We start from the raw sequence: 15717 nt of genomic DNA, 5'->3' as shown, positions 1-15717 counted from the left end.
AGGTACTCCTAGCGCCCCGGGTCGTTCTTGCCGGCCAGCACGCGGTCGAGCCCGTAGAAGCGGTCGAGCAGGATCAGGGCGGTCATGGTGATCGCGATCACGCTGGCCGAGACTGACGTCACCAGCGGATCGATGTTGTCCTGAATGTAAAGGAACATGCGAACCGGCAGCGTCTCGGTGCCTGGCGTCGCCAGGAAGACGGTCATGGTCAGATCGTCAAAGGACTGAATGAAGGCCAGCGCCCAGCCGCTGATGACGCCCGGCAGGATCAGCGGCAGCGTCACGCGGCGGAACAGCGTCCAGTCGCCGGCGCCGAGCGAGACCGCGGCCATCTCGATCGAGCGGTCCATGCCGGTCGCCGCGGCCAGCGTCAGCCGCAGTGCGAACGGGAAAACCACCACCACATGCGCGACCAGCAGTCCTGCGAAACTGCCGCCAATGCCGATCGCCGTGAAAAAGCGCAGGAAGGCGATGCCGAGCACGACATGCGGGATCATCAGCGGCGACAGGAACAACGCTGCGAGGGTGTCGCGGCCGCGAAAACTGTAACGGGCGATGGCCAGCGCCGCCGGCACCGCGAACAGCACCGCCACCAGCGATGACAGCGCACCCAACCCGAGGCTCACCCAGAACGCGTGGACGAACTCGGGATAATTCGCGATCGCCCTGAACCAGCGCAGCGAGAAGCTGGTGGTCGGCAGCGACAAATAGCCCTCGGGCGTGAAGGCGACGAGGCAGACCACCAGGATCGGCGCCAGCATGATGACGACGAAGATCGTATGGAAGGTGAGCGCGAGCGGGCCGTTGGTCCTCATCGGAACACCTCGGCGTAGCGCCGCTCGATCAGCGCATTGCTGCCGACGACGATCAGCACCAGCGCCACCAGCAGCAGCACCGCGACCGCCGCACCGAGCGGCCAGTTCAGCGTGTTGAGAAACTCGTCATAGGCGAGCGTCGCCGCGACCTTGAGCCGGCGGCCACCGATGATGGCGGGCGTCGCGAAAGCGCTGGCCGACAGCGAGAACACGATGATCGCGCCCGACAGCACGCCCGGCATGATCTGCGGCAGCACGATGCGGCGGATGATGGTGAACGGGCCGGCGCCGAGCGACAGCGCGGCGTTCTCGATCTGCGGGTCGACGCGCTGCAGCGCGGCCCAGACCGACAACACCATGAACGGCATCATCACATGCGCAAGTGCGATGACGATACCGGTCTCGGTGAACATGAAGGGCAGCGGCGAGCCGATCAGCCCGAGCGACATCAGCAGCTTGTTGACGAGGCCGTTACTGCCGCCGAACAGCAGCGCCCAGCCGAGCGTGCGCGCCACCACGGAGATCAGCAACGGGCCAAGGATCACCAGCAGGAAGAAGCTCTTCCAGCGTCCGCTCATGCGGTTGAGGATGTAGGCCTCCGGCGCGCCGAGCACGGCGGTGATCAGCGTCGTCAGCAGCGCGATGCGGAACGTGCGCCAGAACATCTCGGCAAAATAGGGATCGGTCGCGACCTCGTGCCAGTTCTTCAGGATGAAGACCGGCTCGATGCCCTTGTACTGGCCCCAGTCGTGGAACGAGAGCATCACCGTCATGGCAAGCGGAATCACCAGCACGCCGACGAACAGCATCAGCGCGGGCGCGGTCAGCAGCCACGCCGTGCGCGCATCGCGCCCGTCCGTCGCAGGTTTCGCGCTCGGCGGAGCCGCATCGACGACCGCGCTCATGCGGCATCTCCGGCGCGGCGCAGGCTCATGTCTTCCGGCCGCCAGGCGAGCCGGACAGCCTCGCCCTCCGCGGGCTGCGGCTGGCCGTCGTTCTGGCGGATCACGATCACCGCGCCGCATTCGCTCTCGCACTGGAACAGCCAGTGATTGCCCTGGAAGATGCGGGTGACGATCTTCGCCGCGAGCCCGGCGTCGCCGAACCCGATCCGTTCGGGTCGGATGCTGACCGTCACCGGGCCCGCGAGTCCGGCCGGTGCCGGCGCGCTCCAGGAGCCCGCGATCAGCCGTCCCGGCGTGGCGGTCCGGTCGATGGTCGCGGCGAAATCATTGGTCTTGCCGAGGAACTGGGACACGAAAGCGGACGCCGGCCGCTCGTAGGTTTCCTGCGGCGTTCCGATCTGCTCGATGCGGCCCTGGCTCATCACCACGATCCGGTCGGACAGCGACATCGCCTCGTTCTGGTCGTGGGTGACGAGAATCGTGGTGGTGCCGAGATTTCGCTGGATCTGGCGCAGCTCGATCTGCATTTCCTCGCGCAGCTTGGCGTCAAGGTTCGACAGCGGCTCGTCGAGCAGCAGCACGCTCGGCCGGATCACGAGCGCGCGGGCAAGCGCGACGCGTTGCTGCTGACCGCCGGACATCCGCCGCGGATAACGCTCCTCGTAGCCAGCGAGCCCGACCATCGCGAGCGTGGCGCGGACGCGCTCGCGGCACTCGGACCGCGGCACGCGCCGCATCTCGAGGCCAAAGGCGACGTTCTCGGCCGCCGTCATGTGCGGGAACAGCGCGTAGCTCTGAAAGACGATGCCGAGCCCGCGCTTCGCCGGCTGCACCGCCGTCAGGTCGCGTCCCTCGAGCCGGATCGCGCCGCGCGAGGGATCGAGAAAACCCGCGATCATCTGCAGCGTCGTGGTCTTGCCACAGCCCGACGGGCCGAGGAAGGAGACGAACTCGCCCTTGCCGACAGTCAGACTGAAGTCATCGACCACAGTCTGCGCGCCGAACTGTTTTGCGACACGGTCGAGCTCAAGAAAGGACATGGATGCTTCCGGGTGCTGCTGTGGCAAAGCGCGACGATGGCCTGCGGCGTCGCGCCGGACCATCGCCGAAATTGTGTCCGCCTGCGCCGAGTCTTGACTCAGCAGTCGGCTCAGCGCTCGACCTCGCGATTCCAGCGCTTGGTCCATTCCTCGCGCTTGTCGTTGATGACGGTCCAGTCGGGCGTATAGAGTTTTGCGGCGCGCTCGCCGATCGGCGCCATCTTGCCGAGTTCAGGCGGGACCACGACCGATTTCAATACCGGGCCGTAGCCGTAGTCCTTCAGCAGCACGAGCTGTACTTTCGGCTCGAGCAGCGTCTTGACGAATGCCGATGCAAGCGGCGATGCGTTTGGCTTGGTGATCGGACAAGCGGTCGTCAGCAACGTGGCCGCACCTTCCTTCGGATAGACGAAGTCGACGGGGAAGCCGGTGTTGGCGAAGCTCTGGACCCGGGCCGTGCCCCACACGGCCAACACGGCCTGGCCGGACTGGAACAGCTCGGTCATCTTGCCCGGCGAAGGCTCATAGGCCAGCACGTTGGGATTGACGTCGGCCTTGATGATCTTGAAGCCGGCGTCGACATTGGCCTCGCTGCCACCGTTCATCCGGGCGAGCATCAGCAAGGTGTGCAGGCCATAGGTGTTGTTGATGGGCGGAATGACCAGCTGCTTCTGGTACTTTGGATCCTTGAGATCGTTCCAGGAGGTCGGCGGCGCCCAGCCCTTCTCCGCGAAGATTTTGGTGTTGTACATCAGGCCGGTTGCGACCAGACCAATGCCAACCGCGCGGTCGTCCTTGAAGCGTGCGGCCTCATAAATATCGGCGGGAAGGCCTTCGAGCTTGCCGCAGAAGCCGAGCTGGATGGCCTGGTACATCGGACCGTCATCGACGATCGCCACATCGATCTGCTGGTTGCCCTTCTGGGCTTGCAGCTTGGCAAGCGTGTCGGTCGAGTTGCCGGCGACATATTCGACCTTGACGCCGTTCGCCTTTTCGAACGCCGGGATGACTTCGTCGCGGATCGTCTTCTCAAACGAGCCGCCGTAACCGGCGACATAGAGTGTCTTCTGCTGCGCCAAACCCGCCGACGGGGCTAGGGCGATCGCGGCAATGCTGACGGCTCCGACAAAGGCGAGATGCTTCATATCGATCGATCTCCAATAGTCCGTTTGCTGGGTAACATCACGAGCGCATCCTTGTTCTGTCCGGCTCTCGGTATCGCGGTACGACGCTATGTCGGATCCGCGTGGAGATTTGGCCATCACCGGTCCGCTCCCGACCGGCGTCGCCCAAAAAATCAGCTATCTCCAGCCTTGATGAAAAAGATCGCAACTCACGCTTTCGTCGTCCAATTAATAATGGCACCCTCTTCATGCCGAAATGTTATGGATGGAGAGAAGATGGCTCGAATCAATTCGCGGCAGGTCGAAGCCTTCCGCGCGATGATGCTGACGGGCAGCGTGACGGAAGCGGCAAAGCTGATGGCTGTGACGCAGCCAGCCGTCAGCCGGTTGCTGCGCGACTTCCAGGCGCTGCTGAAAATGGAGCTGTTCGACAAGCGCGGCACCGGACTGGTGCCGAGGGCTGCCGCGACGGCGCTCTACATGGAGGTCGAACGGTCCTTTGTCGGTCTCGAACGGATCACGGCGGCAGCCGAAGAAATCCGCAGCCGCCGGACCGGCACGCTGCGGATCGCGGCGCTGCCAGCGCTGTCCAACGGCTATTTGCCGAGGCTCTCCGGGCGATTCCTGATGGAGCGGCCGAACCTCAATCTGTCGTTCTTCGGCGTGATCTCACCGATTGTGGTCGACTGGGTGTTGAACAACCAATGTGACATCGGCTTCGCCGAAGTGCCGATCGCCCACGCGGGATTATCGAGCGTGCGGTTGCCGGCGCCGGCCCGCGTCGCCGTGCTGCCAACCGGACACCGGCTCGCGGCCAAGGCGACGTTGCAGCCGCGCGATTTCGAAGGCGAGACCTTCGTGTCGCTGACGTCGGGATCGACCGGCCGGCATCTGATCGACCAGGCCTTCAATCGCGACGATGTCCGCCGGGTTCTCCGGGTCGAGACCAGCCTCTCGGAAATCATGTGCGGGCTGGTGTCATCCGGACTTGGCGTCGCGATCTGCGACCCGTTCACAGCGCAGGAGTTCGAGAACCGGGGCGTCGTGGCGCGGCCTTTCCTGCCGCGGATCGATTTCGAATTCGCTGCCGTGTTTCCGCCGCAGCGCAGTCCCTCGCCAGTGGCCCTGGACCTGGTGGAAGCCGTGCGGCAGGCGCTCAGCAAGATGAGCAACCCGCCGCAAGCATAGGCTCGTCTTACCAGTTACGCTGGGCGCGGAAGGCGAGTGACAATGTGCCCTGGTCCTTGAGTTCGTACAGGGCTGCCGGCTTGACACTGACCGCCGGCAAGGCGGCGACGCCGGAATATTGCTGATCCACATGCGTGTACATCAGCTCACCCGTGAAAGTGAGGTTCTTCACGGGGGACCAGCGCGTGTTGGTGCCGATCTGCGCGACGTTGAAGTTCGGATTGCAGGTCGAGCCTGGCGTCAGGAAGGTGGTGACGGTGGCGCAGATATAACCCCTTGTCGTGGCATTGTAGCTGACCGACGTGTAGGAGCCGAACAGCGCTGAATTCCACTGGCTGTTCCAGTTGTGCGTATAACCGGTACGAAAGCCCCACAGTTTGGTCGTCTCGATCCCATTGCCGGTCGTGAAAATGCCGTCAGAAACGCCCCCAATACTCAGGCCCTGGTAAACGCCAGCCAGAGCGCTGCTGCCATACATGGCGACGGTGGGTGCGACCAGGCTCTGCCAGACGTAACGGCTGGCACCGTCCGAATAGCCGAATGAAATATCGATGTCGTCGCCCTTGCCAGTCGGCAGGTTCTTGATCGTCATGGCCAGCTGACCAGCCCAGCCCCACTTGTCGCTTGGATGACCTGAGGTTTCAGCCGCGCCGTAGTAGCCCGCGTGGATGTTGTGCGCGGCTACCGAGGCCTGGAACATGCCCCAGGCCTGATCGACGCGAAGCATGCCGACAATGTCGGGAGACCGCGTGCCGCCGAAATTATTGGTGCCATAGGCGCCGGCCGCGAAGCCGGCTGCGGTGAGGCCCGATGCGTTCCACAAATTGGTCTGGTAATAGGTGACCTGATCCTGCAGCGAGACCGTACCGCTGATGCCCTGACCGAAATCGGCCGTATAGGAAAACTGGTTCACGCCGGTTTGATCGGAGTGGCCGCCGAGGAGCGCATCAGTGATGTTGGCGGGATAGCCGGCGAAGGGGGCGTCGAACATCGATACAGCCCTGCCGATCGTGAAGCCGGCGAACTGGATGAATGCGAAGTTGACGGCGAACCCGCCGCCTGAGGTAGCGCCGTCGGCTTGGTTAAGCGGCGACGCAGAGTACGCGGTGCCACCGACGCCACCAGCGGCGGCAGCGGCATAGGTACCCGTGGTCCAGGAAAAATTCGCATCGAAGTAAGTACGGACCACGCCGTATTCGGTCGCGGTGCGGGTGTCGACGTTGAGGTTTTCGCGGGCGCGAGCGAAATAATAGTTGCTCAGCCGGCTTTTTTGACCCGCCAGGCCACTCCACGCCGGGGTGCCCTGAATACCGCCGCCGTTGAAGGTGACATCGGCGCGCATGTAACCGCCGAGCTTGATACAAGTGTCGGTACCCGGGATGAAGTAGAAGCCGTTTCCATAAAGGGAGCAGATCCTGACATATTCGACCGCCTTGGCCTTGACTGGAAGATCCGCCGCGTGGGCTCCGCTTAAGGCGACAAGACATGCTGCCGTGCCAAGAACCGTGCTGTTGAATATCTTCATGATCTGCTTGCCTGCTCTTTCGGAGTGGCCCTCGCCAGGCCCGGCTCCGCAACCGTTCGAATCTTAGGTCGCAGATTTAGGTAACGATCGAGCAACGGACACCCTGCACAAGTGTCTTCAGACTTCTTTCCGGGCGAGTGTTACGCGAAAGGCACAAGGAGCGGCTCTTCCCTCATAAAATGGAAGCACTGCAATGCGTCGTTTGCAGTGCTGCGCGCCTTGCGATGGCGATGATCGGGAAAAAACATCGAAGCCGAGCGGGCACGGCTAGAGGCCCAGGCCGCGACGATGCCGGCCTCTGCTGCGAAGACCATCGAAACAGATCAGGCAGCCGACACCACCGCTGATCGCGATGCGAGGTTGTCGTCACCAGGACTTCAGCCACTGAGATAGTTTGGAACCTCAGGCCTAAAACGCTCGGGGCGGCGCCACTGTTCGCAGAAGGAAAAAGCCCCAGCTCGGAGGCTTGCGAGCTGAGGCCAAGGCTTGCTGGACCAGATGCGCTGAAAGCCCAGCGGCGTGAGCATAGGCTCCGATCGCGCCCTCATCTATCATCCGTTTGATTTACCTCGGATTTTCCAAACACAAAGAATTGCAACAGAGTAAGGTTCCATACCTGTTTTCGCGCGGGAATTCCGTATGCCTCGCTCCCCGTCCATCGTGCCGCATCGTGGCGATCACGACATCTATCTGGTGCTAAACGATTTTGGCAGGCTCGGACGCGCCTGGTGCGAGGCAGACGAGGAAGGCACCGACCGCGAGAGTTTGATCCGCCGCCTCCTGGAAGACCAGTTTAGCCATCCAGTGCGGATCGTCGCCTTCAATACTGCCGAGGGCTGGTCGCGCGATGTCACGGTGGATATTGCCGACGAGTTGCGTCGGCGCTTTCCTGAATTCGATGAGGTGCCGCTCTCGGTGCAGGAGTTCATGGAAACCGCTGTCCGGCGCTGAGCTATAGCGGGACCATTGCCGTCCTCAACAATCACACCGCCGAAATCGAGGGAGCTCAGTAATCCTTCCTGAGTACCCAGTCCGTCATATTGCGTTTCGCTTCAACCGGGAGCCTGGCTATGCGGGACGACGATCCTTGCCAGCATCAGGCCAGGTCTTGCGCTACAGCGCTTTCGTCATCCAGGTCGCCACTCCAGGCACCAGATAGACCAGCGCGAGAACTGCAATGCTGATGACGAGGTATGGAATGACCGCCTGGAAGATATGCCCCATCGATACCTGAGGCGGCGTCACCCCCTTCATCGTCATCAGCAACAGGCCGTGGGGCGGCAGCAGCATTCCCAGTTGCATGCAGATCAGGAACAGCACCCCAAACCACACCGGGTCGATCGCAAGTGAGTTCACCAGCGGCATGAAGATGGGAAGCGTGATCAGCATCATGCTGACCTGATCGATGAAGACGCCGAGCGCGATCAGGATCAACAACATGACGATGACCAGGGCGTTGGCCGACAGCCCGCTTTGCGTGATGATGTTCACGATTCCATTCGTGGAGCCGGAAAACGACAATATTTGAGAAAAGGTCGTTGCTCCAATGATGATGAAGAGAATCATCCCGGAAATAATCACCGTGCCATGCAGGGATTGCCACAGCACTTTCGGCGTCAACGCTCGGTAGACGCCCGCGAGCACGATCGTCGCGAAAGCGCCGATCGCCGCAGACTCTGTCGGTGTTGCCCAGCCGGCCACCATCGCACCGACGACAAGCCCGAAGATCGAAACCAGCGGCACCACATAGAGTACCAGCGGACTGAACCTCGCCCATCCGCTGTATTCCTTGAATTCGCTATCGGGCGCCAATTCCGGCTTGGATAGCGTGCGCAGGATAATCCACCCCACGAAGAGAACCGAAAGAATGATGCCCGGCATAACTCCCCCGATGAGGAGCTTGGAGATCGAAATGCCGGAGAGGCTTCCCAACAAAACGGCAAGGGCGCTCGGCGGAATCAGCATATCAACCGCGCCGATCGCCATGATGGGGCCCGTTGCCATCGTGGGATGATAGCCCCTCGACAGCATGATCGGCACCATTAGGCTGCCGAGCATCGCCGTCGTTGCGATCGTCGATCCCGAAATCGCGCTGAACACGGTTCCGGCCACGACCGCGACCACCGCAAGTCTGCCCGGGACGTGCTTGATAACCCTCTCAATGCCGTCGATGACCTTGACCGCCAAACCGGTGTGAAAAAGCACTTCGCCCATCAGGACAAAGAGCGGAATCGGCGTCAGGGAGAACGTGGTGATCGAGGAGACCGAGCTGCGCACGAGCTGGGACAGGCCGGCTTCACCGGCCATAAAAAGGTAGGCTCCGATCAGATTGATGAGGAGAAACGCGAATCCGACCGGCAATCCGGCGAACATCAGAACGGTTGATCCGCCGAGCAGTAGCCAGGCGGCAGCTTCCCAACTCATCATGACACCGACACCTGCTCGTGGCGCGGCTGCCGTGGCCCGTCAATGAGGCTTCGCAGCCGGAAGATTGCCTCGAGCGACAACAGCACGAACACACACGGCAGCGGCACCAGAATCCACCACTCCGGATAGACGACGGTCTTGATGAGCATGGCGTTGCCGCCCGCACTGCGCGCGGTAACAATGAAGCCGTACCAGACAATCGCCAGGCAACAAACGAGCATCGCGCAGGCGGCAAGCAACTCCATCAGCCAGCCGATCCGCGCCGGCACCATGTGGAGCAGGAGATCAATCCGGATATGGCGACCGCTTCGCAACAGATACGGCGCCACCAGCAAGGTCATCAGATAGATCGCAGACTCAGACAGGTCGCTGGCCAAGGCAAACCCGCGGGGCATCCCAGGCACGGCCACGTTGCGAAGGAATACGTCAACGCAAATGACCAGCATCATCCCGAACAGCAACGCACATGCCAGGGATACCAACGCGAGGCAAAGCTTGCCAATCGACCGATCCAGCACATCCATAGAGCACACTCTCTCGCCACTGGCGGACGTCGCAGTTATCAGCGATTCCCGAACAATGCTTTCAGCTTTTCCGCATGCGCCGGGCTCGCCTTGATCGCAGCCGCCCAAGCGACGCTATAGGCGGTATCGACGAAGACCTTCGCTTTGTCGCCATCCAGCTTGATCGTCTGGATGCCGGCATCCGCCTGCCGCTTTTCCTCATCGACGGCGTACTGCTTCCAGAAGACGTTGCCGGCCTCCAGCTCCAACGCCATGCTGTTCAGGAAGTCACGCTGCTTCTCGGTAAGGCTCTTCCATTTGTCCAAATTGACGATGATGGAAACCTCCGCATCGTAAAAGCCCGGATCGACGCGAAATTTGGTGTGCTGCTGCCAGTTCAGGTCGAACAACCCGCCGATCGGCCAGCCATAGCCATCAACAACCCCTCGCTCCAGCGCCGTATAGACTTCACCTGGAGCAGTCGTGACGACATTCGCATTGAGCGCCTGAAAGAACTCGCGATAAACCGGCGTGATCCGGATCTTGAGGCCGGTAAGGTCCGGCTTGTCGATCTTCTTGTTAAGATAGAGATGGAACGGCTGGCTCTCCACCATCCGCGCCAGGTACTGCATGTTGGCTTTCTCGTTCCACACCTTGTTGATGTAGTCGAAGGCTCCGTTCTTTCGTTGCTCGGCGACCGGCTTTTCAGCGAGCTTCAGCATGTCGGATTCGGGCATGACGTTGGTGTAAAAAGCCCCGGTCGACATGGCGATATCGACGACCCCCGTCTTCACCGCATTGCCAACTTCAAATGTGGGAATGGCACGGGGGCCACCGATGAAGTTTATCTGCAGGACCCCTTTGCCGCGCTCGTTTACCGATTTCACCCACTTCAAAAGATGGGAAACGTAAAAGCTGTTTTCCGGAAAGGCAGACACGAGACGCAGCGACACTTCCTGCGCCATTGCCGAGGCCTGAAACAGGATCAGGCACGCCACCGCACCCAACAGACGTACGAGTTTCATTTTTTTCTCCCCCTGTTATCTTCCGGTATCTTCAGAAGCTTAGCTGAACCTTCATGGATCGGCTGCGATCTCCCGCAACCTCGAAGGCGTGTATCGCCTCTTCCAGTCCAAAAACCCCGGTCAGCAGCGGCGCCAGATCCACCCGTTTCCGGTTGATGAGGTCGACGGCGAGGCCGAATTCTTCATGGAAGCGGAAGGTGCCGCGCATTTCGATCTCCTTGGCCACCACCATGTTTTGCGGGATCGAAACGTCGCCGCCGAGGCCGAGCTGAACCAGGACGCCGCGCGGCTTGAGCACCTCCAGCCCCGAGCGGACCGCTCGTTCGTTGCCGGACGCCTCGAACTGGACATCGAAATAGCCCTTGTTGGCCGAATAGGCGCCGAGCTGATCGGGGGCTTCAGCGACATTGATCACCCGGTCGGCGCCGAGCCCAAGCGCTTTCTGGAGAACCGCGGCCATGACGTCGGTCGCAACGATCTCCCGCGCACCGTGCCGACGCGCCGCCACGATCGCCAGGGCGCCGATCGGGCCGCATCCCGTCACCAGCACCCGCTTGCCGAGCAGCGATCCGGCGCGGTTGACCGCATGGAGGACAACGGCGAACGGCTCCGCAAAGGCCGCCTCGTTGATCGAGACACCGTCGGCAACCCTGTGGCATTGCCAGGCTTCCGCGACGAGGCGCTGGCGAAACGCACCCTGGATATGCGGCATCGGCATCGCGCTGCCATAGAAGCGCATGTTGAGGCACTGGTTCTGCTGGCCCTTCAGACAATAGTCGCAGGCATTGCAGGGCCGGCTCGGGGACACCGCGACGCGGTCGCCGATCGCGAGCCCGGATACCGACGCCCCCAGCGCCTTGATGGTCCCGGCCACTTCGTGACCGAGGATCATCGGCTCGCGCACCCGCACTGTGCCGAAGCCGCCATGGTTGAAATAATGCAGATCCGAGCCGCAGATGCCGCCGGCCTCGACGACGATCTCGACCTGTCCCGCGCCGGCGGCCTCGGCTTCACGTTCCTCGACCCGCAGATCGCGGGCGGCATGGATGACGACGGCTTTCATATGGAACTCCCGCGGCGCGAAGCTTACAGACTGGTGGTGATCCCGCCATCGACATAGAGCGTGTGCCCGTTGACAAAGGACGACGCCCTTCCGGACAGGAACACGGCGGCGCCGACCAGCTCCTCGACATTGCCCCAGCGTCCGGCAGGGGTTCGCTTTTCGAGCCAGCCCGAGAATTCCGGATTGTCCACTAGCGCCTGGTTGAGCGGGGTCTTGAAATAACCCGGCGCCAGCGCGTTGATCTGCAGGCCGTATTTGGCCCAGTCGGTACACATGCCGCGGGTCAGGTTCTTGATCGCCCCCTTGGTTGCGGTGTAGGGCGCAATGCCCGGGCGCGCGAGTTCGCTCTGCACCGAGGCGATGTTGATGATCTTGCCCCGACCACGCGGGATCATGTGACGGGCGACGGCCTGGCCGACATAGAACGCGCTCGAAATGTTGGTGGCGAGCAATTGCTCCCATCTCTCGACGGGAAAGTCTTCGAGCGGCGAGCGGAACTGCATGCCGGCGTTATTGATCAGGATATCGATCGGCCCGGTGTTCTGCTCGATCGCCCCGACGCCATCCTTGGCGGCTTGCGCGTTCGTGACGTCGAAGCCGGCCACCGATACCTTGTGTCCGGCGGACTTGAGTTTCGCCGCGGCCGCCTCCAGCTTGCCGGCATCGCGGCCGTTGAGGACGATCTCGGCGCCGTGTTCGGCAAGGCCCTGCGCCAGCGCAAAGCCGATGCCCTGCGACGAGCCGGTAATGAGCGCCCGTCGGCCGGTCAGTTGGAACAGTTCAAATGCCATTTAACGACCCCTGCTGGCGTCGGGGGCAACAGCTCACCGCCCGAGCGACTCCTTGATACCGCCCAATCCAGGCCGCAGGAAGGGGCGGAATGGACGTAGATGATCGACAACGCGCCTGGACCGTATCGCGGCTCATGATGCGCGTTGGCGCCTGGGGTGAACGCTGCCGGCTATCTCACGGCTGCATCGAGCCACCCCGGCACCGGTCGTCCCTGACTCGACAGGTAGTGCGCCAGCGCGGCGACAACTGGCATCACCGCGGGCCGCAAGGTCATGCGCTCGCGCCACGCAAGCAGCCTCGGTGTCTCCTGCCCCAGCACCGCTCCCATGCGTTCGCCGAACAAAGCGGCCATGTAGAACGCAATGTCTGCAAAGCTGTAATCGCCGGCGAGCCATTCGCGATCAGTCAGAAGCGCATTCATCTCCAGGTAATGGCGTGACGCACGGTCACGTGCTGCGACCGCGGCCGGGTCGTCAGGCTCGTCCTGCAATCCCATCAACCTGATGACGTGCGGGAAATAAACTTCATCGGACTTCATCTCGAGCAGGCGTGCGGCGGCCCGCGCTGCGGGCTTGCGGGGCCACAGCGGCGGCGCCGGTTGCACGTCCTCCAGATACTCGAAGATCTGTGTCGAGTCGAAAATCTCCACGTCACCGTCGATCAGCACCGGCACCTGGCGCTTCGGATTGACCCGTAGCACCTCGGGATGTTTCGGCTCGTAGCCGCGATCGCGATCGTATGGCACCATGACCAGCTGGAAATCGATTGCCTTCTCGATCAGGGCGATCTGGACCTTGGCACCAAACATGCTAAGCGCTGCGGAATAAAGGATCATCAGTTCCAACTTCTTGTTATTCCGGGTTTGCGACCGGGTGCGATGAAGGCTTGCGCCATGGTCCAATGCATCACAGTTTGATGTCAACGCAAAACCGCAGGAGACCCGTGACGTGATCGAAGCCTGGCCGGATAAGCGCGACAATCCCGTCGGGCGTCCTTGCGGGCGATTGCCGATTCTCGATCAATTCGAGGATTGCGAACTCGCCGAAATCGATGCGTCGGAGTGGTACGTGCCAAGCGCGGCGGAGGGTCGCCTGCTGGCGCAGGCCGGAGATCGGCTTGGCGTCTATCTGATGGCCTATCGCACCCGGCAAGAGGCGAAGGTCGGTCGGGGTCTTTGCAATCGGATCGTCCCGGCGCGTCTGGATCCTGCCGCCCTTGATGAGATCCTTGAAATCGAGACCACATTTCCTGATGTGGCGATCGTCGCCTACGAACGTCCGCTGCGCCGACGCTAATGAGCGCTGCCGGCAATGGCGTTCGGGAATTTTTCTCTCCCTGCTTTCTTGAGAAGCCGCCGGCGCCACCGCAGATTGGCGCATTTCCATCGCCGATTTACGTTCCCATTTTGAAGGCGTGAGAGCTCTTTTCCCACAAGGATCTGCTTAGCGAATACAGACACGCCGCGTAAAGCAAAGCGCCTCCTCCATAGACACATACATAGGCGACGATAAACGTGTCGATGCTCCAATGAAACAGAAACGTAAGAGCGCTGATCAGCGCCATCCCCGCAAGGGTGATGCTTGCGCGACGGGCAAGCGCCTCAAATCTTCCCGCGCCGACCAGCACGAATGCGCACGTTGTCTGTATCAGCATGAACACGAGCATTGCACAAAGTGCCGCGCGCATAGTCGGCGAGACTATTCCGCTATCGTTCAAAATAGTACCAAATATCCTTTCGCCGAACATGGAGACCGCGACAATGCCAAGGGTCATCGGCAATAAACCCAACAGGAATCCGGCCGCGGTTGCTCTGCCCAATCCGAACGCATTTGCGTTATGTAGCGCGCGCGTTTGATGAGGGAGGGCCGTCTCTGCGCCAATCAGGTAGGTCACCATCGCGAAGCGCGACACCTTATAGAACATATCGAACGCGACAATTGCCGCTCCATCCCCTGTCGCAGCCAGCAGGTAGTACGGAAAAATGCTGATCACAAACTCGGCCGACGACAACACGACCGTCGCGCTCGCCTTCCGAAACTTGCGCCTCAGAAAAAGCAGACCCTTGAGAAACACTCCACTCTGCAATGCAAAGCCGTGTGGGCGGGCGAGCCAGACCAGAGCTGATATCGACGTCACCCATATGCACAAGCTCAGTGCGCCATATGCGACAAACGAAAGGCCGAAAAGCATCGCGATCGTCACCGCCAGGATCGCGACACGTCTAACCAGATCAACGCCCTCCGTCCAAACAAAGCCATCCCTGGCGTTGATGGCCGCGCGAAGCGGCATGCGCGGCAAAGGACAGACAGCCCCGGCGAAAATCAGGAAATACCCGATGCCATGATGTGCGACAGGAATAATGCCGGAAACGAACGCCACACCCAGAATTGCGACGGCGATGGCAGCGATCGCGGTGTAGATCGTCACGGTTGCTCGCACCAGGTCGTGGTCGTCCTGGTTCGCCTTACGTCTGTCGGCCTCACTCAGGTAGTGGGACCGCAGTTCGGAAAATGTCAGAACGGTAATTCCAAGATCGCATTGCACCACAAGAGCAGCGACCGCCAGCAAGCCCGCAATAAAAGCATACGACTCCAGGCCAACTGTTCGAACCAGCACGTACGCCAGGACGAAATTCGATACCGCCGTGAGTGCGGCATTGAGCCCCTTCAACACAAGAAGGGCTGGCCAGCTATGCGTGCCGCGGCCCAGACCCGCTAGTATTGCGCTTCGCAGGCCTCGCTTGCGAATTGCTGGTGGCGGGTGAAACCGGAATAAAGACATAGCAATCATCCGCGCCCATCGGACCCTGGCCGCCGCACGCGAGCGAACAAGGCGGGCGTCCCCCTGTTACAGACGAGCATCGCCTGCCTGCGACCATTTTCGTAGGTAAGGCCATGCGCCGTCCAGAGCTCTATCGCCTGCCCGATACGCTGCCAAAGTATACAGAATTCCATAGGCAGAATTCCCCTACCCATCCGAGGTACCCATCATTGCCAGTTGTCCAGTCAGTGGGGAGGTGGGTGTAATCTTGCCACTGGCGATTGCAGTGGCTTGGTGTAGCGGCGGCGGCACACAGCGGTCACATTGTTGTGGTCACGGGAGGCTTGTGTGACGAATTTGCTCCTGGGGAACGCGAATTCGGCTTGCGTGATCTTGTCCGAGGGAGCCTCGTCCGTCCGCGACGGCGCAGAGCTCGAGGTCCAAGGCACGCTGGGCCAGGTCATCGGTCGGATTGCCAGCCGGTTCCCGGACCAGCCTGCGATTGTCTCCACCAATTTTGCGCCGCTGACGTACCGCGACCTTCAGCGCC

Annotated in this window: 16 protein-coding genes; 4 read left to right on the top strand and 12 right to left on the bottom strand. The window is 61.5% G+C overall.

Annotation, left to right across the window (positions count from 1 at the left end; translation table 11 throughout):
* Positions 1-8 precede the first annotated feature (8 nt).
* From JQ609_RS31935 to JQ609_RS31920, 4 genes are all read right to left on the bottom strand, one after another.
* Complete coding sequence (locus tag JQ609_RS31935; RefSeq protein WP_212276633.1) at positions 9-815, bottom strand: ABC transporter permease; 807 nt, start codon at positions 813-815, stop codon at positions 9-11.
* Positions 812-1720, bottom strand: a complete 909-nt coding sequence (locus tag JQ609_RS31930; RefSeq protein ID WP_212276632.1) for an ABC transporter permease — start codon at positions 1718-1720, stop codon at positions 812-814. The genes JQ609_RS31935 and JQ609_RS31930 overlap by 4 nt, the downstream gene beginning before the upstream one ends.
* Positions 1717-2760, bottom strand: a complete 1044-nt coding sequence (locus tag JQ609_RS31925; RefSeq protein ID WP_212276631.1) for an ABC transporter ATP-binding protein — start codon at positions 2758-2760, stop codon at positions 1717-1719. Before JQ609_RS31925 ends, JQ609_RS31930 begins: the two co-directional genes overlap by 4 nt.
* Before the next feature lie 110 nt (positions 2761-2870).
* The gene (locus JQ609_RS31920) at positions 2871-3905 is read right to left on the bottom strand and encodes an ABC transporter substrate-binding protein (protein WP_212276630.1); all 1035 of its coding nucleotides are present in this window, start codon (positions 3903-3905) and stop codon (positions 2871-2873) included.
* Between the two features lie 255 nt (positions 3906-4160).
* Here JQ609_RS31920 and JQ609_RS31915 point away from each other — a divergent pair, with 255 nt between their 5' ends.
* A complete protein-coding gene (locus JQ609_RS31915) occupies positions 4161-5072 on the top strand; it encodes a LysR substrate-binding domain-containing protein (RefSeq protein ID WP_212276629.1) in 912 nt (303 codons plus the stop codon).
* A 7-nt stretch (positions 5073-5079) separates the two neighbouring features.
* On the opposite strand, the gene JQ609_RS31910 is transcribed toward JQ609_RS31915, so the two are convergent.
* The gene (locus JQ609_RS31910) at positions 5080-6597 is read right to left on the bottom strand and encodes a porin (protein WP_212276628.1); all 1518 of its coding nucleotides are present in this window, start codon (positions 6595-6597) and stop codon (positions 5080-5082) included.
* Positions 6598-7236: 639 nt separating this feature from the next.
* Here JQ609_RS31910 and JQ609_RS31905 point away from each other — a divergent pair.
* Positions 7237-7548 (top strand): hypothetical protein, encoded by a 312-nt coding sequence (locus JQ609_RS31905; protein ID WP_212209082.1) that lies wholly within the window; start codon positions 7237-7239, stop codon positions 7546-7548.
* Positions 7549-7710: 162 nt separating this feature from the next.
* On the opposite strand, the gene JQ609_RS31900 is transcribed toward JQ609_RS31905, so the two are convergent.
* The 6 genes from JQ609_RS31900 to JQ609_RS31875 all read right to left on the bottom strand — a co-directional run bounded on the left by JQ609_RS31900 (position 7711) and on the right by JQ609_RS31875 (position 13242).
* Complete coding sequence (locus JQ609_RS31900) at positions 7711-9024, bottom strand: TRAP transporter large permease subunit (protein ID WP_249128681.1); 1314 nt, start codon at positions 9022-9024, stop codon at positions 7711-7713.
* Complete coding sequence (locus JQ609_RS31895) at positions 9021-9548, bottom strand: TRAP transporter small permease (protein WP_212276627.1); 528 nt, start codon at positions 9546-9548, stop codon at positions 9021-9023. Before JQ609_RS31895 ends, JQ609_RS31900 begins: the two co-directional genes overlap by 4 nt.
* 38 nt (positions 9549-9586) lie before the next feature.
* Positions 9587-10492 (bottom strand): TRAP transporter substrate-binding protein DctP, encoded by a 906-nt coding sequence (dctP, locus tag JQ609_RS31890; protein ID WP_212276626.1) that lies wholly within the window; start codon positions 10490-10492, stop codon positions 9587-9589.
* Positions 10493-10583: 91 nt separating this feature from the next.
* Positions 10584-11615, bottom strand: a complete 1032-nt coding sequence (locus JQ609_RS31885; RefSeq protein ID WP_212276625.1) for an L-idonate 5-dehydrogenase — start codon at positions 11613-11615, stop codon at positions 10584-10586.
* 23 nt (positions 11616-11638) lie between these two features.
* Positions 11639-12406, bottom strand: a complete 768-nt coding sequence (locus tag JQ609_RS31880) for an SDR family oxidoreductase (RefSeq protein ID WP_212276624.1) — start codon at positions 12404-12406, stop codon at positions 11639-11641.
* A gap of 170 nt (positions 12407-12576) precedes the next feature.
* Positions 12577-13242: a glutathione S-transferase family protein gene (locus JQ609_RS31875; protein WP_249128685.1), complete on the bottom strand. Its 666-nt coding sequence runs from the start codon at positions 13240-13242 to the stop codon at positions 12577-12579.
* A gap of 112 nt (positions 13243-13354) precedes the next feature.
* Between JQ609_RS31875 and JQ609_RS31870 the strand changes: the two genes are divergently transcribed.
* The gene (locus tag JQ609_RS31870) at positions 13355-13702 is read left to right on the top strand and encodes a hypothetical protein (RefSeq protein WP_212276622.1); all 348 of its coding nucleotides are present in this window, start codon (positions 13355-13357) and stop codon (positions 13700-13702) included.
* Between the two features lie 97 nt (positions 13703-13799).
* Here JQ609_RS31870 and JQ609_RS31865 read toward each other — a convergent pair whose 3' ends face one another.
* A complete protein-coding gene (locus JQ609_RS31865; RefSeq protein ID WP_212209075.1) occupies positions 13800-15188 on the bottom strand; it encodes a hypothetical protein in 1389 nt (462 codons plus the stop codon).
* Positions 15189-15515: 327 nt separating this feature from the next.
* Between JQ609_RS31865 and JQ609_RS31860 the strand changes: the two genes are divergently transcribed.
* On the top strand, positions 15516-15717 hold a 202-nt coding region (locus JQ609_RS31860; protein ID WP_212276621.1), incomplete at its 3' end, for a hypothetical protein.

Source organism: Bradyrhizobium sp. AUGA SZCCT0169 (assembly GCF_018130085.1).
GTDB lineage: Bacteria > Pseudomonadota > Alphaproteobacteria > Rhizobiales > Xanthobacteraceae > Bradyrhizobium.
This window is presented reverse-complemented; position numbering and strand designations above follow the sequence as displayed.

Bases quoted from the DNA above. Each gene is read 5' to 3' on its own strand.
- JQ609_RS31935 (WP_212276633.1), bottom strand. From the start codon at position 815: ATGAGGACCAACGGCCCGCTCGCGCTCACCTTCCATACGATCTTCGTC.
- JQ609_RS31930 (WP_212276632.1), bottom strand. From the start codon at position 1,720: ATGAGCGCGGTCGTCGATGCGGCTCCGCCGAGCGCGAAACCTGCGACG.
- JQ609_RS31925 (WP_212276631.1), bottom strand. From the start codon at position 2,760: ATGTCCTTTCTTGAGCTCGACCGTGTCGCAAAACAGTTCGGCGCGCAG.
- JQ609_RS31920 (WP_212276630.1), bottom strand. From the start codon at position 3,905: ATGAAGCATCTCGCCTTTGTCGGAGCCGTCAGCATTGCCGCGATCGCC.
- JQ609_RS31915 (WP_212276629.1), top strand. From the start codon at position 4,161: ATGGCTCGAATCAATTCGCGGCAGGTCGAAGCCTTCCGCGCGATGATG.
- JQ609_RS31910 (WP_212276628.1), bottom strand. From the start codon at position 6,597: ATGAAGATATTCAACAGCACGGTTCTTGGCACGGCAGCATGTCTTGTC.
- JQ609_RS31905 (WP_212209082.1), top strand. From the start codon at position 7,237: ATGCCTCGCTCCCCGTCCATCGTGCCGCATCGTGGCGATCACGACATC.
- JQ609_RS31900 (WP_249128681.1), bottom strand. From the start codon at position 9,024: ATGATGAGTTGGGAAGCTGCCGCCTGGCTACTGCTCGGCGGATCAACC.
- JQ609_RS31895 (WP_212276627.1), bottom strand. From the start codon at position 9,548: ATGGATGTGCTGGATCGGTCGATTGGCAAGCTTTGCCTCGCGTTGGTA.
- dctP (WP_212276626.1), bottom strand. From the start codon at position 10,492: ATGGCGCAGGAAGTGTCGCTGCGTCTCGTGTCTGCCTTTCCGGAAAAC.
- JQ609_RS31885 (WP_212276625.1), bottom strand. From the start codon at position 11,615: ATGAAAGCCGTCGTCATCCATGCCGCCCGCGATCTGCGGGTCGAGGAA.
- JQ609_RS31880 (WP_212276624.1), bottom strand. From the start codon at position 12,406: ATGGCATTTGAACTGTTCCAACTGACCGGCCGACGGGCGCTCATTACC.
- JQ609_RS31875 (WP_249128685.1), bottom strand. From the start codon at position 13,242: ATGATCCTTTATTCCGCAGCGCTTAGCATGTTTGGTGCCAAGGTCCAG.
- JQ609_RS31865 (WP_212209075.1), bottom strand. From the start codon at position 15,188: ATGTCTTTATTCCGGTTTCACCCGCCACCAGCAATTCGCAAGCGAGGC.